At 34.8% G+C, this 20,852-nt stretch carries 15 protein-coding genes; 11 read left to right on the top strand and 4 right to left on the bottom strand.

Annotation, left to right across the window (positions count from 1 at the left end):
* The first annotated feature begins 57 nt into the window (after positions 1-57).
* The 5 genes from LIX50_RS03115 to LIX50_RS03095 all read left to right on the top strand — a co-directional run bounded on the left by LIX50_RS03115 (position 58) and on the right by LIX50_RS03095 (position 11,532).
* On the top strand, positions 58-8,739 hold the full coding sequence (locus LIX50_RS03115) for a hemagglutinin repeat-containing protein (protein WP_226385870.1): 8,682 nt from the start codon (positions 58-60) through the stop codon (positions 8,737-8,739).
* 6 nt (positions 8,740-8,745) lie between these two features.
* Positions 8,746-9,048, top strand: a complete 303-nt coding sequence (locus LIX50_RS03110) for a hypothetical protein (RefSeq protein ID WP_048953334.1) — start codon at positions 8,746-8,748, stop codon at positions 9,046-9,048.
* A gap of 313 nt (positions 9,049-9,361) precedes the next feature.
* Positions 9,362-9,688 carry a hypothetical protein gene (locus LIX50_RS03105; protein ID WP_048953336.1) on the top strand — a complete coding sequence of 109 codons (327 nt, stop codon included), beginning with the start codon at positions 9,362-9,364 and terminating at the stop codon, positions 9,686-9,688.
* Between the two features lie 46 nt (positions 9,689-9,734).
* On the top strand, positions 9,735-10,937 hold the full coding sequence (locus tag LIX50_RS03100) for a polymorphic toxin-type HINT domain-containing protein (RefSeq protein WP_226385869.1): 1,203 nt from the start codon (positions 9,735-9,737) through the stop codon (positions 10,935-10,937).
* Positions 10,909-11,532, top strand: a complete 624-nt coding sequence (locus LIX50_RS03095; RefSeq protein ID WP_048952664.1) for a hypothetical protein — start codon at positions 10,909-10,911, stop codon at positions 11,530-11,532. The genes LIX50_RS03100 and LIX50_RS03095 overlap by 29 nt, the downstream gene beginning before the upstream one ends.
* A 149-nt stretch (positions 11,533-11,681) precedes the next feature.
* Here the strand turns inward: LIX50_RS03095 and LIX50_RS03090 are convergent, their stop codons facing one another.
* Positions 11,682-11,834, bottom strand: a complete 153-nt coding sequence (locus LIX50_RS03090) for a phosphoribosylglycinamide formyltransferase (protein ID WP_226385868.1) — start codon at positions 11,832-11,834, stop codon at positions 11,682-11,684.
* A gap of 7 nt (positions 11,835-11,841) precedes the next feature.
* Between LIX50_RS03090 and LIX50_RS03085 the strand changes: the two genes are divergently transcribed.
* The 4 genes from LIX50_RS03085 (at position 11,842) to LIX50_RS03070 (ending at position 13,388) form a co-directional block, all read left to right on the top strand.
* Positions 11,842-12,321: a hypothetical protein gene (locus LIX50_RS03085; protein ID WP_181154058.1), complete on the top strand. Its 480-nt coding sequence runs from the start codon at positions 11,842-11,844 to the stop codon at positions 12,319-12,321.
* Positions 12,318-12,860 (top strand): IS3 family transposase, encoded by a 543-nt coding sequence (locus LIX50_RS03080; protein WP_226385867.1) that lies wholly within the window; start codon positions 12,318-12,320, stop codon positions 12,858-12,860. Before LIX50_RS03085 ends, LIX50_RS03080 begins: the two co-directional genes overlap by 4 nt.
* A complete protein-coding gene (locus LIX50_RS09585; RefSeq protein WP_226385866.1) occupies positions 12,793-12,969 on the top strand; it encodes an IS3 family transposase in 177 nt (58 codons plus the stop codon). Before LIX50_RS03080 ends, LIX50_RS09585 begins: the two co-directional genes overlap by 68 nt.
* A gap of 176 nt (positions 12,970-13,145) precedes the next feature.
* Positions 13,146-13,388 carry a hypothetical protein gene (locus tag LIX50_RS03070; protein ID WP_048953244.1) on the top strand — a complete coding sequence of 81 codons (243 nt, stop codon included), beginning with the start codon at positions 13,146-13,148 and terminating at the stop codon, positions 13,386-13,388.
* A gap of 790 nt (positions 13,389-14,178) precedes the next feature.
* On the opposite strand, the gene LIX50_RS03065 is transcribed toward LIX50_RS03070, so the two are convergent.
* The 3 genes from LIX50_RS03065 to LIX50_RS03055 form a co-directional block, all read right to left on the bottom strand.
* Positions 14,179-15,288: a reverse transcriptase family protein gene (locus tag LIX50_RS03065; protein WP_048953245.1), complete on the bottom strand. Its 1,110-nt coding sequence runs from the start codon at positions 15,286-15,288 to the stop codon at positions 14,179-14,181.
* A 177-nt stretch (positions 15,289-15,465) separates the two neighbouring features.
* Positions 15,466-16,695, bottom strand: coding sequence for a hypothetical protein (locus LIX50_RS03060; RefSeq protein ID WP_048953246.1), 1,230 nt, complete (start codon positions 16,693-16,695; stop codon positions 15,466-15,468).
* A complete protein-coding gene (locus LIX50_RS03055) occupies positions 16,695-18,527 on the bottom strand; it encodes a hypothetical protein (RefSeq protein WP_048953247.1) in 1,833 nt (610 codons plus the stop codon). Before LIX50_RS03055 ends, LIX50_RS03060 begins: the two co-directional genes overlap by 1 nt.
* 98 nt (positions 18,528-18,625) lie before the next feature.
* On the opposite strand from LIX50_RS03055, the gene LIX50_RS03050 reads away from it, so the two are divergent.
* Both LIX50_RS03050 and pntA read left to right on the top strand, forming a co-directional pair.
* The gene (locus tag LIX50_RS03050) at positions 18,626-19,030 is read left to right on the top strand and encodes an Imm49 family immunity protein (protein WP_226385892.1); all 405 of its coding nucleotides are present in this window, start codon (positions 18,626-18,628) and stop codon (positions 19,028-19,030) included.
* Between the two features lie 279 nt (positions 19,031-19,309).
* The gene (gene pntA / locus LIX50_RS03045; protein WP_048953248.1) at positions 19,310-20,848 is read left to right on the top strand and encodes a Re/Si-specific NAD(P)(+) transhydrogenase subunit alpha; all 1,539 of its coding nucleotides are present in this window, start codon (positions 19,310-19,312) and stop codon (positions 20,846-20,848) included.
* Positions 20,849-20,852: the final 4 nt, after the last annotated feature.

Here is a 20,852-nt window from a genome sequence, read left to right as displayed (position 1 = left end):
TAGATGAATAAATTGATTAAACCCAAACCGAATTTAAAATTTAAAGGAAATTAAAAAATGAATAAACGTCACTATAAAGTTATTTTTAGCCGTGTATTAAACCAGCTTGTGGTGGTCTCTGAGTTAGCAAAATCTCAAGGTAAAGCGCAAAGTGAAAATGTGAGTCCAGAACAAGAAAAAACAGGGCTGTTTTCAACCGCACTCTCACTCAACCCTATTCATTTTAGCTTAATGCTAGCATTAGGCTTTGTGTTCCTTTCACCTTCAGTTCAAGCTGAAGATATGGCTATTCGTGCGGATAAATCAGCACCAGGTAATCAACAGCCGACAGTATTGCAAACAGGTAATGGTATTCCACAAGTTAATATTCAAGCACCAAGTCAGGCTGGAGTATCGCGTAACCAATATTCGCAATTTGATGTGGCGGAGAAAGGGGCTGTATTAAACAATGCTCGTAAAGCAGCACAAACGCAAATGGCAGGCTGGGTGCAAGGTAACCCGAATCTTGCTCGTGGTGAAGCGAAAGTGATTTTGAATGAAGTCAATTCAGCGAATCCAAGCCGTTTAAAAGGCTATGTAGAAGTAGCGGGTAAAAAAGCGGATGTGGTGATTGCGAACCCAAGTGGTATCCAATGTGATGGCTGTGGTGTGATAAATGCAGGGCGTGCAACGTTTACTACGGGTAAGGCAGAAGTTGAAAATGGTGAATTAAAAGGCTATCGCGTACAGGGTGGTAAGGTCTCTGTAGGTCAAAAGGGGATGGATACCTCTAAAGCAGATTACACCGATATTATTGCAGATAAAGCTGAAATCAAAGGTGGTGTGTGGGGTAATAAAGTTAAGGTTACCACTGGTAAAAATAAAGTAGACCGCACCAATGATTCGGTGGTTTATGTCGGTGATAAAAATACAAACGAAACTGACCGCACTTCAGAGAGCCAAAATGACCAAGCTCAAGCTTACAGTGTGGATGTGGGCCAATTAGGCGGGATGTATGCAGAGAAAATCCATTTAGTGGATAACGGTCAGGGTCTTGGTGTGCGTAATGCGGGGCATATTGGTGCATCAGCGGGTGAGGTGAAGATTGATAGCCAAGGAAAAGTTATCAATAGTGGTACTATCAGTTCGACACAACAAGCTGAGATTAACGCCAAAAAATCCATTGAAAATACAGGTAAAATTGAAACAAAGAAAGGTAATGTATCATTACGCTCTGAGGCTAATGTAGCACAACATGGTTCGATAGTTTCACGTCAAGGGGGGAGCTTTGTTCAAGCTAAGGATAAAGTTACTCAAACAGGCGAAACTGTAGTGAAGGGTAATGTTACTTACCAAGCGAAGAATATTGAGGCTAGTAAAGGTGCGTTAATTGCTGCAGGTGTAACTGCTCAAGAAACAACACTGGGTGAGACTCGTTCATTAGATAGTCAAAGTGCCAAAGGTGCTATCATTACGCTCTTAGCTGAAAATTCTGTTTCATCTAAAGCTCAGCATCTAGCGAGTGGTCAAATTAATGCTAAAGCAGGTACCCTTGATTTATCTGAAAGTCAATCAACAGCTGATAGTATTGCTTTCCAATCTACTCAATCACCTTTAAATTTGAATCAAGCAACATTATACAGTGAGGGGAGTACTGCATTAAGCAGTCCTGATATTATTTTAGCGGAGAATGCTAACCTAAATGCAAGTTATTTTGCGATAGATACCGCACAACTTAATAATAAGAAGAGTAGCTGGGTTCAGCGTGGTAAAGAAGCTTTTTCATTGAATTTGAAAAAAGGGTTAGATAATACTGAAGGAAAGATTGCTGCTGAAGGTTTGATCTCTATTCAAAGTCCGTTAATTCAAAACAATCAAGGTGTGATTTGGTCAAACCAAGGTGTGAAACTTAATACGAATGCAGGACATGTTGAATCTCAATCTGGTTATTTATTTGGGAAAAATAGCCTTGATATTAGTACCTCAACATTAAATAACCAGAAAGGTGAAATGTTAGGTGGACAAGTTTTATTGACTGCGCAGCAAGTTAATAATGAAGATGGAAAACTGATTGCTGGAAATCGCGCAGATTTATCAGTTAATCAATTTAATAATCAGCGTGGTATTGTTTATAGCCAAGGTGAACTATCATTAAAAACAGAAAATTTACATAATCAAGATGGCCTTATTTCATCGGTTTCTCGTGCGACATTGCTTGCAAATGATTTAAATAACCTTAAAGGCGTGATTCAGGGAGAGTCTAATTTAACGATTCAAACCCAAAATTTGAACAATACACAAGGTGATATTTCAGCGAAAACAGCAGCGATTTCTTCTGCTGCAATAAATAATGCACAAGGTGTAATTTCATCTCAGGATTTAACATTATCTGGTTCAGATTTAAATAACAAAGGTGGAATTATTCAAAGTGCAAATTCAACATTAAATTTGACCGCACTTGATAACCAAGCTGAAGGTGATAAAGGCTCTTTGGTTAGTGCAACAAATCGTTTAGTGTTAAATATTACAAATGTAAATAATAAAAATACAAAAGCTAAGCAAGAGAGTCCGATTCAAGGTATTCAAACAGCTAATTTAGTAATGAATGCGGATCATATTGAAAACCAATCTGGCGGTATTTATGTTGGAAAATCAGCAAAGCTTACAATTAATCAATCTCTTGATAATCAAAAAGGTGAGATCTTATCGGCTGGTCGAGTTGATATTGTAAATCCAGATTTGACCTTAGTTGTAAATAATGCACTAGGAAAAATTGAATCAGTGATTGGCACAACATTGCAAGCTAAAACATTAGTTGATGAGGGATCTATTAGTACAAAAGGAGATTTGGGTATTGAGTTAAATGATAGCCTTATCCTAAATAAAACCTTTAGTGTAGGCAATAATCTTACTTTTAAAACAAAAGGTGATTTTGTTAATAATTCTGACCTTGTGGTAGGTCATTCAGCCTCAGTTGAAGGCGCGACTATTCAAAATAATGCTAATGCAGAAATTTCCTCGATAAACACTCGCATTCAAGCTAATAAACTGGATAACTTTGGTTTAATAGATGGTGATACCACAGTGATTAAAGCCAATGATGTCAATAATATCGGTACTGCACGTATTTATGGTAGTCATCTTGCGATTCAAGCAAATAATTTAAATAATCTTGAGAATGCTGATGGAACTGCAGCCACTATTGCTGCTCGTGAGAGACTTGATTTAGGTGTCGGCAATTTAGTAAACCGTAATCATTCACTTATTATGAGTTTAGGTAATATCTATATTGGTGGACAGTTAGATGAAAATAATCAAGCAATTGGTTACGCAAATAGCATTGATAACGGAAGTGCGACTATTGAAGCTTTAGGAAGTGGTTGGATTAACACACATCATCTTTTAAACCAAGATTTACACTTAAAATTAGGTAAAAAAGTAGAAAAAGAACAGATTAATGAATATTCATTGGGAAGTGATTCACATCGTTATCGGGGTGGTGTTGACGGCTACTATAACCTGAATAATGGTAGTCGTAATCCAAATTCATATTTCCAATTAAACAATGGAACACGTATAGAAGGATTTGGTTGGAAAGAATGGCGCTATACGAGAACAACGACTACTTCAACAATAGAACATCAGGATCCAGCAAAAATATTAATTGGTGGAGAATTACACCTTTCAGGTGAAGATCTGAATAATAAACAAAGTCAAATTTTTGTAGGGAAAAAATTATTACTCGACGATAAGGTCTTTACTCAATCAACAAATGAACGTTTAAGTGGCGCAATTTCTAAATTAGATAATGATGATATACACGGTACGATTAATATCACAGATGAAGGTCAATTCGTTCAAGAATATAAAGTGAGACGTAAACGCGGTAGAAAGGGACATCATCACTATCATAATTATAGTGATTTTACTGATGTTCATCCAACCCAAGATTTTAGTTTTGGTTTGAAATTATTGACAATTGGCGAACCTGTTGAAAAAACACGGACAACTGTTAATGGTAAATCTGATTTTCAAGGAGTATCTCTTGAACAGAAAACACCTTTAAAAACAGATCTCAATACAAATCGTGTTGATTTATCAGCACTTACCTCTGGTGTGGTAAAAAATAAAGATAATCTTGGTATAAAAACACACTTACCGGATATTTCATTACCACAGGCAAGTCTTTATAAAATTAACCCAGCAGCATCAGGACAGTTTTTAGTTGAAACAGATCCACGTTTTACACAGAAATCAAAATGGCTAAGTTCTGATTATATGTTTAAGCAATTACGCAATGATCCTCAAAATTTGCTTAAACGTTTAGGTGATGGTTTCTATGAGCAACGCTTGGTGAATGAACAAGTTAATAAGCTGACAGGAAGACGTTTCCTTGATGGGTATTTATCAGATTATGATCAATATAAAGCTCTGATGGATAATGGTGCACAATATGCTAAGCGTTTAAATTTGATTCCAGGCGTAGCATTAACATCAGAACAGATGAAAGAACTAACATCTGATATGGTGTGGATGGTTAAACGTGAAGTTACACTCAAAGATGGTAGTAAAGCAGAGGTACTGGTACCACAAGTTTATATTGTTGGGCGTAATACGGATATTGACAGTCGTGGTGCAGTGATTTCTGCAAATGATGTGATTATCAATACGCAAGGCGATATGAAAAATAGTGGTGTGATTGCAGGTCGTAACCTTACCCACTTAAGTGCCAATAATATTGAAAACTTGGGTGGAAAACTGCAAGGCAGAGAACTTTATTTGTTTGCGAAAAATCGCCTAGATAATTTAGGGGGTGAACTTAACGCTACAGAAAATTTGGTTGGTCATGCGAAAAATATCAACATTGCCAGCACACTTTCTGAAACAGCAGATAATGAACACTTTAAGCATAAAACGATTAATCGTGTTGGTGCAATTAATGTAGGAGAGAAAAATAATCCAGGGCAGTTGTTATTACAAGCCACGGAAGATATTACTTTCAAAGGTGCACAGATTAATGTGAAAGGGAATGCGGATATTCAAGCTGGAAATACGCTTAATGTTGGTACGGTAGAAACTGAAAATAAACAATCTTTTGTAAAAGACAGTAATAACTATTATAAACTCAACCAGAATAATGAGATTGGGTCAGAATTTAATATTGAAGGCGATGCTCATTTTGTGGGTAAAAATGCTATTGAAATGCGCGGGGCTTCTGCGGTAAGTAATGGCACAATGAGCGTGCTTTCAGAAGGTGATATTAATATTCATGAAAGTCGTCAGCAAGAACGTTTATCAGAGGCAACAAAATGGACTAAGCATGGTGTATTCCAATCAAAAGGCGAAACTCGTCGTCATAATCATAATTATGATGTTGCGGAAGCCTCAAATTTAGATGCAGATAAGATTTATCTTCATTCAAGCAAAGGTAATGTCACTATTCAGGGCTCAAATGTAGCAGCTGGTAATGGCTTGACGGTGAAAGCCAAAAATATTGATATTCGTGAAGCTGAGAACCGAGTCTACTCTGATGATTATTACAGCAAGAAAAAATCAGGCGTGTTGGGAGGTGGTATTGGCGTAACCTTTGGTTCTCAAAAACAAACCACGGAAAGTGATCAGACTAAGCTTTATGCACAAGGTAGTCAAGTAGGTAGCTTGAACGGTAATACTACGATGATTGCGGAAAACACTTATACTCAAACTGCTAGCAAGGTGAGTGCAATCAAAGACGGCGATGTGAATATTCTGGCGAAAAAAGTCGATATTAAAGCGGCAGATGATAAATATGAAACTAATACCAAACAAAAATTTGAGCAAAAAGGTTTAACGATTGCTATTACCTCTCCTGTTATTTCTGCTATGCAAGCAGTACAAGGCGCAGTGCAATCAACTAGACAAGTAGGTGAGAGTAAGCATGGTCGTGTTAATGCGATGGCTGCAGCTAATGCTGGTTTTGATGCTTATCGTGCAGCTGATAGCGTAATGAAAGCTAGCGACTCTATTCAAAAAGCAATGAGTAATAGCGATGTGGATTCCGTAGTAGGGGCACAAATCACTTACGGCCAACAAAAGAGCGAATCACGTACTCATACTGAAGGAAAAACCGCAGCCAAATCTCAAGTTAATGCAGGCGGCAAGGTGAATATTGTGGCAACGGGTGCTGGAAAGAATTCTGACATTAATATTAAAGGTTCGGATATCTCAGGCAAACAAGGCACAACATTGATTGCAGATAACCAAGTCAATATTAAAGCCACAGAACAAAACCACCAAGAACGTAGCACGAATAAATCGAGTGGTTTTAATGCAGGGGTAGCCATTAAAGTGAGTAATGGTGCGGTTGCTGGGGCTACTTTAGGCGGTAATTCTGGAAAAGGTTACGGCAATGGTGATGAAACCACTTATGTTGCAAGCCATGTAGGTGATAGTCAAAGCAAAACCGTGATTCAAGCCGGTGGTGATGCCAATATTATTGGTAGCCAAGTAAAAGGCAAACGAGTAGAACTTAATGCTGAAAAATTGAATATCGAAAGTTTGCAAGATAAATCTAGCTATCATGGTAAACAAATGAATGTAAATGGTAGTGTGACAGTGGGGTATGGCGCATCCGTTGGAGGCAGTTTCAGTAAATCGAAAATCAATGCTGATCATGCGAGTGTGAATGAACAGGCAGGAATTTATGCTGGTGATGAAGGCTATGATGTGAATGTAAAAAATCATACAGATTTAAAAGGTGCATTGATTACCTCTACACAAAAGGCAGAAGCTGATGGCAAAAATCATTTTAGCACTGGTAGCATTACCCATTCAGATATTGAAAATCACTCAAATTATAGTGGCAGCAGTTTTGGTGTGAGTGGTAGTGTGTCAGCTAACTTTGAAATACCATTTGGTAAAAATGGTGCAGCTCAAAGTACAAAACAAGCCACGGATAAAGATGGTAACCTGCTTTATACCGATAAAAATGGCAACACAACTGTTAATTCTAAAGGAGTAAATGGACAAGAGAACACCAAGAAATTAGCTGAAGGCAAGGAATCTCTTCAATTTTCTTATGGCATGGGCTATGGTAAAGATTCCGATAGCCAATCTAGCACAACAAAAAGTGGTATTAATACACAAAATATCATTATTAAAGATGAAGCAGAGCAATTAAAACGTACAGGTAAAACGGTACAAGAAGAAATTGCTGCGATTAAAACCGATATCACTACAGAGAGTGCACAAAGTCAAAGTGGTAAATTAGAGAACCGTTTTAATAAAGATGATGTTCAAAAAGAACTTGATTTCCAACGTGAGGTGACAGAGAAATTTGGACCAAATGTCGCGGAAGCAGGAAGTTTGCTTGCTAATAAATTTGGCGAAGAAGCGAAAGCGAAGCGTCATGAAGCCGCAATTGCATTAGAAGAAGCAGAAAAAGCCAAGGCAGAAAACAACAACGAAACTAACCGCGCTTTAGTCAAACAAGCACGAGATAATTTTGAGACAGCGAGTCGCAAAGCTAAAGAATGGGAAACAGGTGGAAGTCAACGTCTTATCATTGATTCAGCATTAAATGTTATCAGCACCGCTTTAGCCGGCAGACCGGCAGCGGAAGTGGTGGCTTCAGGATTATCACCTGCGGTGAATAACCAAATTAAGAAAGCGACAACAGATGCAAAAGGCAATGTGAATACCGCGCTCAATTTGACTGCTCATGCACTTTGGGGCGCGGTAGAGGCTTATGCGGGCAACCGTAATGTTGCTGCGGGCGTGGCGGGTGCTGCAGGTGGAGAGGTTGCGGCTCATTTCTTAGCGTCAACACTTTATAATAAATCACCTGAAAAGCTCAGCGAAGAAGAAAAACGTACGGTATCGTCTTTAAGTCAAGTAGCAGCAGGTATTGCCGGTGGTAGTTTATCAGATAGCTCTGATGGGGCGATTATTGCGGCTAAGACGGCGAAGAATGCTGTGGAGAATAATTATTTATACAACGGAGAGGTAAACAGCCTCGTTAAAGAGTTAGCTAAAGCAGAGAAGGAAGGAAAAGATACTCGACCTATTTTTGAGAAATACGCGAAATTAAGTGAGAAAAATAGAAGAAAAATATTGAAGGATTGTGGTGATAATCCAGTTTGTTATATACCACATATTCAGATGATGCAATCGGGAGATGAAGCAGCATATGAAAACTCTAGTTATTTAAGGTTTGGATCCTATTTTAATAATTTAAGTAGAGAGACCCAGGTTAAATTGAGTGATTTTGTGGAATTGGAAAACGGTAAAACAAGAAACCAGTTACCAAAGAGCGTACACTATGCAACTCTTGCTTTAGGTGCTGCGGAAGCTGTGGGGTTAGGGGGGATAGCCTTAACTAAGTTGCCAAAAGGAGCCAATGCAAACGAAAAATTGCCGATTGTTGGGGAGACTAAGGGATATCGCACTACAAAAGTTAATTTAAATAACTTAGAAATTGAGATATCTAAGCAAAATAAGCATTTAGAAAACACAAATGAGTATAAAGTTTCTCTTTCTAATGGACAACAGAAAAGCATCATCACTGTAAGTTTAGATTCTTTAAAAGGTTATGTAGGAACTGGACAGCAGGTGGGAAAAACTGAAATTGGGCTTCCTGGTTCTAAAGAAAGGGTGAACTTCAATAAAAATATCGGTATTTATATCGATCCTGTTACAGGAAATCAAACCCCAACAACTATGGGGATTATTCATTATAGTAAAAATGGATATCATGTAGTTCCGGCTAAACCAAAGGAATAATAGTCTATGAATAATGACATTATAAGATTAAGAATTGTTACCCAAAATGCCTTGATAGGTAAAATTACCAAAGAGGTTAGAGGTGTTTATGTAAGAATCAATGAAAATTGTATAAGTATTTATATCGTTATTGATGGAGATATCTCTACCTATTGGAATGAAGAGATTTATGAAGTTGGTACAGATATTATTTCTAATTTTAGTGAGGATTATACTATTGATGAGAATTTAGTTAGGATTGATTACCCTAAATATTTATCTTTTGATAATTATATATGTGTATATAAGCGCCATGAAAAATATGAATAAGATTGGAACCTAAAAATTGGACCGAAGCTAATTTGCATAAGTCCATAGAGAAGTTTGCAGGAAAGAATCCTATCATTACAATGACAGACAAAGGAAAAGAATATATGAAAATCCTACAACTAAAGTTCAAGTTGTTGAAGATATTAATGGGAAATATTTCCGTATATATGATCCAAGTATAAGAGGTAAGAGAAATTATTTAGATCTTAATGGAGTTGTTCCTAATAATAAAACTCTTGATAATGGAAAGAAAATAGGTAGAACTCAAAGTGAATACAATCAAGTTACTCATTTTAAAATTAAGGAGTAAATTATGAAGTTAATTTCTGTTCCACTTACTAGAGAGGCTATGCATCGACTTAATTATAACCAGTGTATACCTGGAGATCTTGAGGAATTAGAGTTAGATGATGATGTTTATAGAGAAATATGGAGTACTAATTTTTTTGATGTGATTAATAAGGAGTTAGATAAAAATATTGATGATTATGAAGATGAAAGTATTTGTGATAATAACCGATTAAATAGGTTGTTAAATATAATATCAAGGTATATACATATCCATACCTTTTTTCGTGAATTATATCGCTTGGTTAAACTTGCATTAAATTCTAATACCGGTATTTTTTTCTTTTTCTAATTAGTAAAATCTTCATCCTAGTGATGAGCGTAAGCAAAACATTGAAATGTATGCCAAGGTTTTATTCAATGGAGATGAGGATAAAGCTAAAGAATATCAAGAAGGCCTAGAGATTGCAGAGGCTAAAGGGCAAATTGATAGCGTTAAAGAAACAGCAGATGCAGTTGTTAATTTAGATGATACCGTTGTGTCTTTATGGGAAGCTATTTCAAACCCAGAGAAAACCTATAATAATGTTGTGGTCTCGTTGAAAGATTGGGATGAGGCTTATGCGCTTGCCCTTCAAGAGAATCCAAAACTCGCGGGAGAAATGCAAGGTTACCGCCAAGGTAAAATGAAAGGCATTTCAACTGGAGGAGTAGTTCTAAGTGGTGCGGGATTGGGGATAGCTAAGTCTATTGCCAAATTAAAAAATGGCACGATTGATGTAGCTCATTCAGGTATTAATGTCGCGAAGATAAAACCTAAAACTTGTTCTTTCCGTGGTGACATGGAAGTAAAAACAGAGCAAGGTTATAAGCCGATAGCGTCTATTAAAGTCGGAGATAAGGTTTATGCGAAAAATGAACTGACAGGACAAATGACCTATCAGCGTGTACAAGCGCACTACAACAATCCGTATGATTTTACGGTATATGTAGAAGTGATTGATGAACAAGGCAAACATCAAACCATTGTTTCAAACAAAATTCACCCATTCTTTACCCAGATAAATCAAGGTGAGCTAGTACCGAGTTCTGAGGGGCATCACTACAACGGAGAAATCCAAAACGCTCAGTGGGTAGATGCACAAAATCTGAAAGCGGGTTATAAACTGTTATCAGAAAATAATCACTGGCAAACTGTGAAAGGTGTTAGCATCAAGGCTGAGAAGTTAAGTGCATATAACCTGACAGTTGAGACTGACCATACTTACTTCATTAAAGGAGCGAATTCTGACCTTGATGGGGTTTGGGTGCATAATGATTGTTTCCTTGATATGCCAAAACAAAAGGTTAACAGTGCAAGTGTGGGTGATATAGTAAGAACACCAACAACACATCCAGATGATTTTCTTCGCAAGAAAGATAGTCAGGGAAGGACAATCTTTGTAAATAAATATACAAATGAAATATGGTCTAAGAGTAATACATCGCATTCAGATAAAACTGGTGAATGGAAAGTTGGTATAGGGAATAAAGAACCTAATAAAAATTCAAAAATAACAATTGGGATTAGTAATGGAAAGATTATTAAAGTTAACAAATAAAACAATTGAATTAAGCAAAATTAATTTTTTAGGATTCTCATCAAGTAAAAATTGGATAGGTTATTTTGAACTTATAAAAGATGGTGAGAATGATAGAGTTACAGCATGTAATCATGCACTGAGACTAGTTTATAGTTATTTTATAAATAAAAGATTCTTTACTATCAGTGCACTTGCTTATACAAAAAGTACTATTCTAAGCAAAGATATTGATTTTTTATTTTTAAAGGCTAAGAAGTATAATCTTATACAAAAACTAACAAATGATATTGATGAGTATTTAATAGGAGATCATGATTTATTTGCTCATAATATATCTATTTCATTTAATCAGAGAGCATTTATTATTCTAAGTAAGCTAGTTATGTTGAGTGATGATGTTCTTGGAGATGCCTGCTTTTTTATATTTCCAGAGCTTGAATTAGCAATATATCCGCATGAAGATATTGGGTATGGTTGCATTTCTTTAAGTGATGACTGTAATAAGGCGATAGAATTCTTAAATTTTTGCTCAAAAGATGATAAGTTTGAGGTGGTTTTTTCTGAGAATATTAACCACTTGGCAGCTTCGAAAACTATGCTCAAAGAATGTTAAGTTCGACTAAGATACCAGTGCTGTTTGATACTTAAGACGCATACAGTTTGAATTGGGATATAAAGTGCGGTCAATTTTCAAAGAGTTTTTAAAACTTTCAGAAATTGATTGCACTTTTTATTTTCAACGATGCTTATGTTAAGTAGAGCTTATAATTTCACGTCCAACTTCGCGTAAGCTCGCTCCACTTTTTCCAATGTTTTTTCCACAGAAATATCACGAGCGAGTAACGCATCTAAACGGCAATGACCATTTATTTCTCTTTTGCCGAAAATGTGAATATTACTATTAAACCTAAACACTGCATTGGTGTATAGTAAAGATTCCGATAGTCAATCTAGCACAACAAAAAGTGGTATTAATACACAAAATATCATTATTAAAGATGAAGCAGAGCAATTAAAACGTACAGGTAAAACGGTACAAGAAGAAATTGCTGCGATTAAAACCGATATCACTACAGAGAGTGCACAAAGTCAAAGTGGTAAATTAGAGAACCGTTTTAATAAAGATGATGTTCAAAAAGAACTTGATTTCCAACGTGAGGTGACAGAGAAATTTGGACAGAATGTCGTGGAAGCAGGGAGTTTGCTTGCTAATAAATTTGGCGAAGAAGCGAAAGCGAAACGTCATGAAGCTGCAATTGCGTTAGAAGAAGCAGAAAAAGCCAAGGCAGAAAACAACAACGAAACTAACCGCACTTTAGTCAAACAAGCACGAGATAATTTTGAGACAGCGAGTCGCAAAGCTAAAAAAAGAACAGAAAACGAGATGGTTATCGCCCCATGACGTTTAAATTACGTCAAATAGGTTTTAATTTGAATCATAAAACGGTGTTAAAGCTAATGAACGAGTTAGGTATTCATTCCATTTTACGCAAGAAAAGACATGGAAAACATGGAAAAACATCGCATATTGCCCCGAATTTACTGAATCGTGATTTTACTGCAACGGCACTCAATCAAAAATGGGTAACGGATGTAACGGAGTTTCATGTTGGGCAAGAAAAGCTTTATTTTTCACAGTTGATGGACTTGGCTAACCGAGAAATTATTGCCTATAACTTTTCAACACGCCCCAAATTTTCATTGGTAAAAAAGATGTTAGCACAAGGGCTTAGTCGGCTTAAAGAGACAGAATGCCCGATTATTCATAGCGACCAAGGCGTATTGTATGGCTCGGCGGAATGGGGGAAAATGTTGGAGGGTAAAGCGGTGCAAAGTATGAGCCGCCGAGGAAATTGCTACGATAATGCGGTGATTGAAAGTTTTTTTTGCGATATTAAAATCAGAGTGTTTTTATTCACGGACTTATCATTCAATCGCTGAATTACAGGCTGAAATTGAAGAATATTTAGTGTATTACAACCAAAAACGAATTAAACTTGGTTTCAAAGGATTGAGCCCAGTACAATACAGAGCTCAATATTTAAGTTAACTAACTGTCCAACTTTTTGGGGGCAGATCAGTCCTAGATGACGACTAAAAACTCCACTTAGGTCAAGTAGTATAACATAACTTGATATTTATCTATTAGCCCCAATATATACACTAGCTAGCTTTAATGAAACTAAGACATTTGTTTAGGTGCTAGTTTTTATAGAGGAAATCATCATGTCTAAGCCAAGAGGAAAATACATAAATACGTCTGAAGACTGGGAATTAAAGCATTTTTTAAGTAAGCATGGATATCGAGAAACAAAAGATAACCAAACACAATTGATTGAAATAATTGATAAGGTTAAAGACAAATTGGGTTTAAAAAACTCAGAAAATCTTTCTCATGAACAAATTGATAAATATCATGAAAAATTCCCAAATACCTTTTCTAAATTAGAAAAAAATAGCTCCAAGTAAGCAGATAACGTTGTAATGGTTCAAAACTTGGTTAAACATCCAATATTAATTGATGTCGTCTGAAACCCTAAAATTTTTCAGACGACATTTTTCTGGTATTATATAGCAGAGTTATATCAATATATTTCATTAAACTAAGTATTTATTAGAAGCACTAAAAAACCTTCCAGTGGATGATCTTTTATGCTTTTTAAATTTTTCATGCTCGTATTTTATCTTTTTATATAGTGTTAGGTATTTTTTATTTAGTTTAGATAAATTTTTTTATCAATCTATTTATTTCTTCATGCTGTTCATTTAGTGCCCGTAACGATGTTTCACGATTTGAAGGCAATGTATTCTATCTTGATATATTGCAAGTACATTTCCCTATTTTTTATTATTATATTCCTTTATAACTTTACATTTTAATTTCATATATTTAGTATCTATTTGACAAAGGTAACTAATAAAGCTAATTCACCTAATAAATTGATTTTTTGTTTCTAACGGTTTGTTTAGGCGGAGTAATGTATCCCGCTCACTTAACATTTTATGCAATTTCTCCACCTTTTCTTTATTTGGTAAAAGCGTGTTCTTATAAATAAGTAGACCTGATGTCTCGCTATAAGACTTCTTACTTTTGTAGTTGTATGTATAATTTCCAGTTCCTCCCGCACGGTAATTGTATATATAGCGTGAGTCGTAGTGTTTTTATGGCACTATATTAACTATTAGTATTTTGGGGTAGCTTATCTGTTGTAAAAAATAAAAATATATGTCCTAATGAGTCCAATAACTGGTATTCTTATTACCTAAATAACTTGGGTAATAATTTATCCAGTTTGTTCCTATATTTTTTTCCTAAATCTTTATCAATATGTTCCGCATAAATAATAATTCCATCTAAATGATGAAAAAAACCTAGTGAATCTCTGAAACCATAATGCTCAGTAGTTGACTCCCATCCAAACTTTTCAATAGCATATAGAAAAGTGTCAATTTTCTTCTTTCTATCTTTAGATAGCTTAGGAGTGTCATTATTTACTATTAATCCTAAGACTTGTTTTCTAGAGCCTTGTCTAGATATAGAAATTTTATTCTTATTAATAATAAACTTTTCATATTTTATTATTTTTAGTATTTTAGAGTTAATTGTTCTTATTTCTATTTTTGATAATTTCTTATTAGAACTAAAAGTAAGATCATCAGCATATCTTGTATAAATAAGGTTATTAGTATCAGCTAGCTGACTAAGTTTTACATCTAATTGATTAGCCAAAAGATTACTAAGCATTGGGCTAGTAGGAGCTCCTTGAGGTAAAACACCTAATTCTATTTCTTTATCTTTTACTTTGTATTTTTTTATATACTTTCCATGATCTTTTATTAAAATAATTGTACACAATCTAGCCATTTGAAAGGATAACTTTTTCGTGTACCCTAAACTCTTAAAAAGATGATATACCGACATTTCATTGATACAAAAGAAAAAGTCCTTTAAGTCATATTTAAATAGAATTTTCGCATTTGTATGTTGTTCAGCACATCTTAAAACTCCCCCATCTTTGTGATAGGAAAAACATGATTTATGTATATCTAATTTAGATAAAATGTATTTATTAATGAAATATTGAACTTTTTTTAATTCATTATTTGGAGAATGAATAAATCTATATCCCCCTGTTTTTTTCTTTATTCTAAAGATTTTATAGTAATCTTTTTCTTTAAATCTGCATATAACAGAATAAAGAAGGTGCTGATTTATATTAGTGATTTTTGAAAGGTGTTTTAGATTGAAGATTATTGGTAAATTTTGCTTACGCAAGTTTCGTGCATATTGAATCCATGTATTTAATTGCTCATCAGAGAAATCTTCTTCTAATTTCTGATTAAGAGTATGGAGAGACCAATTTTCCATTTACCATCCAATTTTGTATGACATGGCGACAAAGGGAGCCATGTCTGTAGTTCAATTTTAAGCGAGACTTCGAGCGTTGTTCGTAGAACATAAAATTGAACTACAAACAAGAAAAGCTCAGCGTCAGCTTGGTCAAAGAATATTTCTCGAAATATTCCCACACAGGTAACTGTGTCATCACAGAAAAAAATCTTCCTGTAATTCGCTAAAAAGAAATTGATTATGGCCCTCCATATTTCTAGGAGTATAAATTCCAAAATCAAAACTGTCAATCGTATCTATAACTGTTTTATTAATAAGATAAGCTTTACCTGATGGCGTTAACTTATAAAGTTTTTTAACATCAGTTAAAGTAATAAACTTTATCTTAATTAGCCATTCACATAAAACTCTAGTATATTTCTCTGAAAATCCAATTTTAATAGAAATTTTTTTTAAAGTATTGCATTTATTGTGAATAAAATACAATACCTTTAAATGTGACTTTGATATCTCTGAAAAATTTGGAGGATCTTCATTTTTTAACATTTTTATTAAATTATTTGATACTCTTTTATCTTTAAATAGAGGATTCCATTTGTTTTTTGACTTGCAATAAAAAATACCAAAAACATTATTAGGTACGCTATGTTCAAAAATAACATTACTTGCAGATCCATTATAACCAAATCTATATTTCTTAGGGATTTGAGTGTATCTACTAACTAGATCAATTATATTATCAAAATCATTCCATTCTTCTTCACCGAACAAATACTCAAAAAAAACACAAGGCTGTTCTTTTTTTACTTTTTCAGCTATAAATTTATTGCACTTAATTGTACTTTTTGCTAGTTCTGAAAGGTATAGGCTTAATATAGTTATTCTAAAATAATTTAATGACCAATAACTCTTTATAGTTTTATTATTAAAAAATTCATCAAGGTATTTATTTACTTGCTCTCCAGAAATACTATTATCCACAACAAAAATTATATCTTTAACTCTATATTTCTTTAACGTTTCTATATCTGGAGTTTCTAGTAGAAAACTGTTATCTGATTTACATAAATCATAAATTATATTAATGACTAAATCTTCACTTCCTCGACCTTTAGGTTTTCTATCTCTAATAATAAAATTATCTTTATTATCAGAATCAATCATCCAAAGATTACTATATGTAGTATCAAGTTTCATAATAGGATAGATAGCTAATTTAGCTCTCTCTTCTGACATGCTATTAATTAAATTTGTAAGTGATTCTTTAATAAAAATTCTAAAATCACTAATGGTGACAAAACGTAATTGTTTAAGGATGTTAATAGCAATTTCTCGATCCCTTATTTCTTTATTAAATTGTTCTAACCAACTTTGTATTTCGGCTGAATTAATAATAATATTATCTGTAAAATTTAGTTCTTTCATTATTTATATAATGTTTTATATGTGAGTTTACTAATAGAATTAAACACCCAATTACTACTTTCTGCTGTTGGGTGTTTGAATGTTGCAATCTTTATTTCTTTCTCATTCTGTTGTGAAATATACTCAGTAGGTAGTTGCTCTGAAAGTATCACTTCACAAATTATTTCCATTAATTTACTACTTTGAGTGTCATCTAATGAAATAAAGTCTTCATCGTAGCTTTCTTTATAAGTAATACCGCTCATTGAAATGTCATGTGATTTTTGAGAAAAATCTATAATATAGAATTTTTCATCGTCTAGGATGATACGAATTACCAATGCGATTTCAGGGTAGGCAATAGCATTATCTTGATCTAATGATATGAACACCAAATCATTGTCATCTCTGAATCCTAATTGGGGAGTAAACCAGTGGACCCGCCCGCCATTCTTTAAACCAAAGTCTTTTGCCATATCCCAAAGTCGAAATAGCTTTATATCTTTATTTTCACTTGTATCATCTAGGAAACAAGCCGCTAAGCCTATATTACCTTCCGCACCATAATGGTCTCCGAATCCAATCTCATCAGCCTCTTTGGGTTGCATTCCTTTAGTTTGATGTGAATTGTTATTTTGGTGTTGAACATGAACCGTGTTCATGATTCTTTTTTGTCCTAGTTCTTCAAATTTTTTTCTGATACTTTGAGATGTTCTATTATTAGGCTCGCTATCTGTAATTTTTGTGCTGAGATATTCTGTATTTACTTCTCGTTTATACTTTTTGATGGCAGGTTTTTCATTTCCGTTTGATTGGATATTTTTTTCTTCTTCATTTTTATTGCGATGTAATACAAGAGTAATATCATCGCCGATAGGTTGATTTATACCTACAATTTCTGCACATAAAATAACTCCATTTAACTCAATACCACGAATTTTTAGTTGCACTTTTTGGTCGTGCCAAAATTGAACTTTTATTGGCTTTGGATTCTCATCTGAAATCTTAATTTCATTATTAAGCGTTTTTGTTCGTTCTAGTGTTACTGCTTTATCATATTTGAGATGGTAAAGGAAAATTGCATCTTTCTTCACAAAATACTTTGATACAACAACGTGTTTTTCATGATATAAAGATGGTTCATTTATATCTAAATAAAACCGTTTTTTGACTTCATTCCAATCGTAGGTTGTCAAAATTCTCTTAATATCTGCTGACATTCCATAATGAGCACAGAAAAGATGTAATGGATGAATAATGAAATCTATACCATTTTGCTGAATTTTGATTAGTTGATTTTTATCATACTTATAGTTGTTACAGTCTGATTCAATAGTATATAAATTTGGTGAGAATGGCTCGTTGTATTTATGGTTTTCTTTATCATAGAAAGGTTGATAATTTACGTTATCTCTGTTTCCTTCAAATGCTTGATTAGCTGTAACAAGATATTCTTTGAGTTTTACCTGTTTTATTGCCTTACCATCTTTCCAAACACTACCAATAAAGAAGTAATGAAGAATATTAATAGGCACAGAAATATACAGAATGCTTAAATGAGTGATACCTTCCTTTTTATAGGTAGGATTCTTTAGGTTTACCAACTTAACTTTAATGTGTGATTGAGTGTTTTTTCTTTGAAAAATCAAGCTACTATCGTACCAAACAACGATATATTCATAAGAAGGAAAATACCAACTACTACCTTTAATTGGTGGGTGAGGGCGTGGATTTAATTCAGAATGGTTTTCTAGATATTTCATCTTATTAAAGAATACTGAAAAATCAGGACAGAAACCATCATAAGGTTCATAGGTGAATGTGTTTGTAATAAGTTCATCTACGAATCGCATAATCTACTTCCTTTTCAGTCACTTAAATAGATAAGTAGATTATAAATGATTTGGGTTATAAGGCGACAATTATTTGTATCGTTTGACAGTTATTTGTAATTTTAACACCTGATCATGAATTTTATGTGGCACTAGCAGATAAAAATATAAAAGGAATGCAAGAGGCTTTAGATAAATTACTCGAACTTAAGTTTGCTAAACGAGCAACAAAAGATACAATTTTACATTTTGATTTTTACTTGCAACCGCAAGTTTTAATGTATGCCAAAATTGCAGCAATCCACGGTTTTGATTTAGGTATTGATAGCCCTATGGCGCCAAAAGAATTGATTGATATAAATCCATTAGCGGAATATAAAATTCCTTATGATTTTATGAAATCATTTGATTTTGATGCGCCCCATCAAGTTTGGGTAAATTATGTCAAACAAAGAATGGAAGAAGCGAAGAAAAAGAAAGTTGAAAATAAAAAAGGATTTTGGGCTTCGCTGTTTGGTAGATAAGTCGGGAATGATAATAAAAGTGCGGTCAAAAACATAAGCGATTTTGACCGCACTTTGATCTGCCCCCCAAAACCTGGACACCTAATTTGAGGTGTTTTTATATGAGATTTTTCGTGATCCCTATCACAATATCTTGTAAAACCACTTAAAAACGTTACCTATTTTTATTCAATCAATGATACAGTTGTATCCGTTTGACTTTTTGTCATTTTAACGATGAATAGGCGAAGGTTTGTTCATTAATCTCATCAACCCAATCATCAATCAGAGGGAAACAGTATGTTAATTGGTGTACCTAGAGAGCTGCTTGAGAATGAGAGCCGTGTGGCGGCAACGCCGAAAACGGTTCAGCAAATATTGAAATTGGGCTTTGACGTGATCGTGGAACACGATGCAGGTTTTAAAGCTAGTTTTGAAGATCAAGCATTTTTAGAGGCAGGCGCTAAGATCGGTACGTCGGCTGAAATTTGGCAATCAGATATTATCTTCAAAGTAAATGCACCGACAGATGAAGAAATCGCTCAAATGAAGGAAGGCGCAACGCTTGTGAGCTTTATTTGGCGTATGCAAAATCCTGAGTTAATGAAAAAACTCACCGCGAAGAAAATTAATGTGTTAGCAATGGATGCGGTGCCTCGTATTTCTCGTGCGCAAGCATTGGATGCGCTTTCTTCTATGGCTAATATTTCTGGTTATCGTGCTGTTATTGAAGCGGCGCATGAATTCGGTAGTTTCTTTACCGGGCAAATTACTGCTGCAGGTAAAGTTCCACCAGCAAAAGTGTTGGTGATTGGTGCTGGTGTGGCTGGTTTAGCGGCAATTGGTGCGGCAAATAGCCTTGGGGCGATTGTTCGTGCTTTTGACTCTCGTCCTGAAGTGAAAGAGCAAGTTCAAAGTATGGGTGCAAGCTTCTTAGAAATTGATTTTAAAGAAGAAGGCGGCAGTGGTGATGGTTATGCGAAAGTGATGTCGGAAGAATTTAACCGTCGTGCAATGGAGCTTTATGCAGAACAAGCTAAAGAAGTCGATATTATTATTACTACGGCAGCCATTCCGGGTAAACCAGCGCCTCGTTTAATCACCAAAGAAATGGTGGATTCAATGAAACCAGGTTCGGTGATTGTGGATTTAGCCGCTGCAACTGGCGGTAACTGTGAATATACGCAAGCAGGGAAAGTTGTTACAACTGAAAACCAAGTGAAAGTGATTGGTTATACAGATTTCCCAAGCCGTTTACCAACGCAATCGTCTCAACTTTATGGCACAAACTTAGTCAATTTATTAAAACTTTTGTGCAAAGAGAAAGATGGCAATATCAATATTGATTTTGAAGATGTGGTTCTTCGTGGGGTAACCGTTGTTCGTGATGGGGAAGAAATTCCACCAGCACAAATTCAAGTGTCTGCACAACCAAAACAAGAAGCCAAAGCTGCACCAGTGGCAGAGAAAAAAGAATCTAAACCAACAGATCCTCGTGTGAAATACGGTGTGATGGCAGGTGTTGGCGTGTTATTCCTTTGGTTAGCTTCTGTTGCACCAGCTGCATTTTTATCACATTTCACTGTATTTGTTTTAGCTTGTGTGGTGGGTTATTACGTGGTTTGGAATGTTAGCCATGCACTTCACACACCATTAATGGCAGTAACAAATGCAATTTCAGGCATTATTATTGTAGGTGCGTTATTACAAATTCGTCAGCCAACAGGCAACCTCTTTATTGATGCGTTAGCTTTTGTGGCGATTTTGGTGGCAAGCATCAATATTTTTGGTGGTTTCCGTGTCACACAACGTATGTTAGCAATGTTTAGAAAAGGTTAAGGAG

It is taken from the genome of Haemophilus sp. Marseille-P9675 (assembly GCF_916862695.1).
Classification (GTDB): Bacteria; Pseudomonadota; Gammaproteobacteria; order Enterobacterales; family Pasteurellaceae; genus Haemophilus; species Haemophilus haemolyticus_K.
This window is presented reverse-complemented; position numbering and strand designations above follow the sequence as displayed.

Coding starts and splice junctions, on each gene's coding strand:
- LIX50_RS03115 (WP_226385870.1), top strand. CDS start 58: ATGAATAAACGTCACTATAAAGTTATTTTTAGCCGTGTATTAAACCAG.
- LIX50_RS03095 (WP_048952664.1), top strand. CDS start 10,909: ATGGAAAGATTATTAAAGTTAACAAATAAAACAATTGAATTAAGCAAA.
- LIX50_RS03055 (WP_048953247.1), bottom strand. CDS start 18,527: ATGCGATTCGTAGATGAACTTATTACAAACACATTCACCTATGAACCT.
- LIX50_RS03100 (WP_226385869.1), top strand. CDS start 9,735: ATGTATGCCAAGGTTTTATTCAATGGAGATGAGGATAAAGCTAAAGAA.
- LIX50_RS03070 (WP_048953244.1), top strand. CDS start 13,146: ATGTCTAAGCCAAGAGGAAAATACATAAATACGTCTGAAGACTGGGAA.
- LIX50_RS03065 (WP_048953245.1), bottom strand. CDS start 15,288: ATGGAAAATTGGTCTCTCCATACTCTTAATCAGAAATTAGAAGAAGAT.
- LIX50_RS03080 (WP_226385867.1), top strand. CDS start 12,318: ATGACGTTTAAATTACGTCAAATAGGTTTTAATTTGAATCATAAAACG.
- LIX50_RS03105 (WP_048953336.1), top strand. CDS start 9,362: ATGAAGTTAATTTCTGTTCCACTTACTAGAGAGGCTATGCATCGACTT.
- LIX50_RS03110 (WP_048953334.1), top strand. CDS start 8,746: ATGAATAATGACATTATAAGATTAAGAATTGTTACCCAAAATGCCTTG.
- LIX50_RS03060 (WP_048953246.1), bottom strand. CDS start 16,695: ATGAAAGAACTAAATTTTACAGATAATATTATTATTAATTCAGCCGAA.
- pntA (WP_048953248.1), top strand. CDS start 19,310: ATGTTAATTGGTGTACCTAGAGAGCTGCTTGAGAATGAGAGCCGTGTG.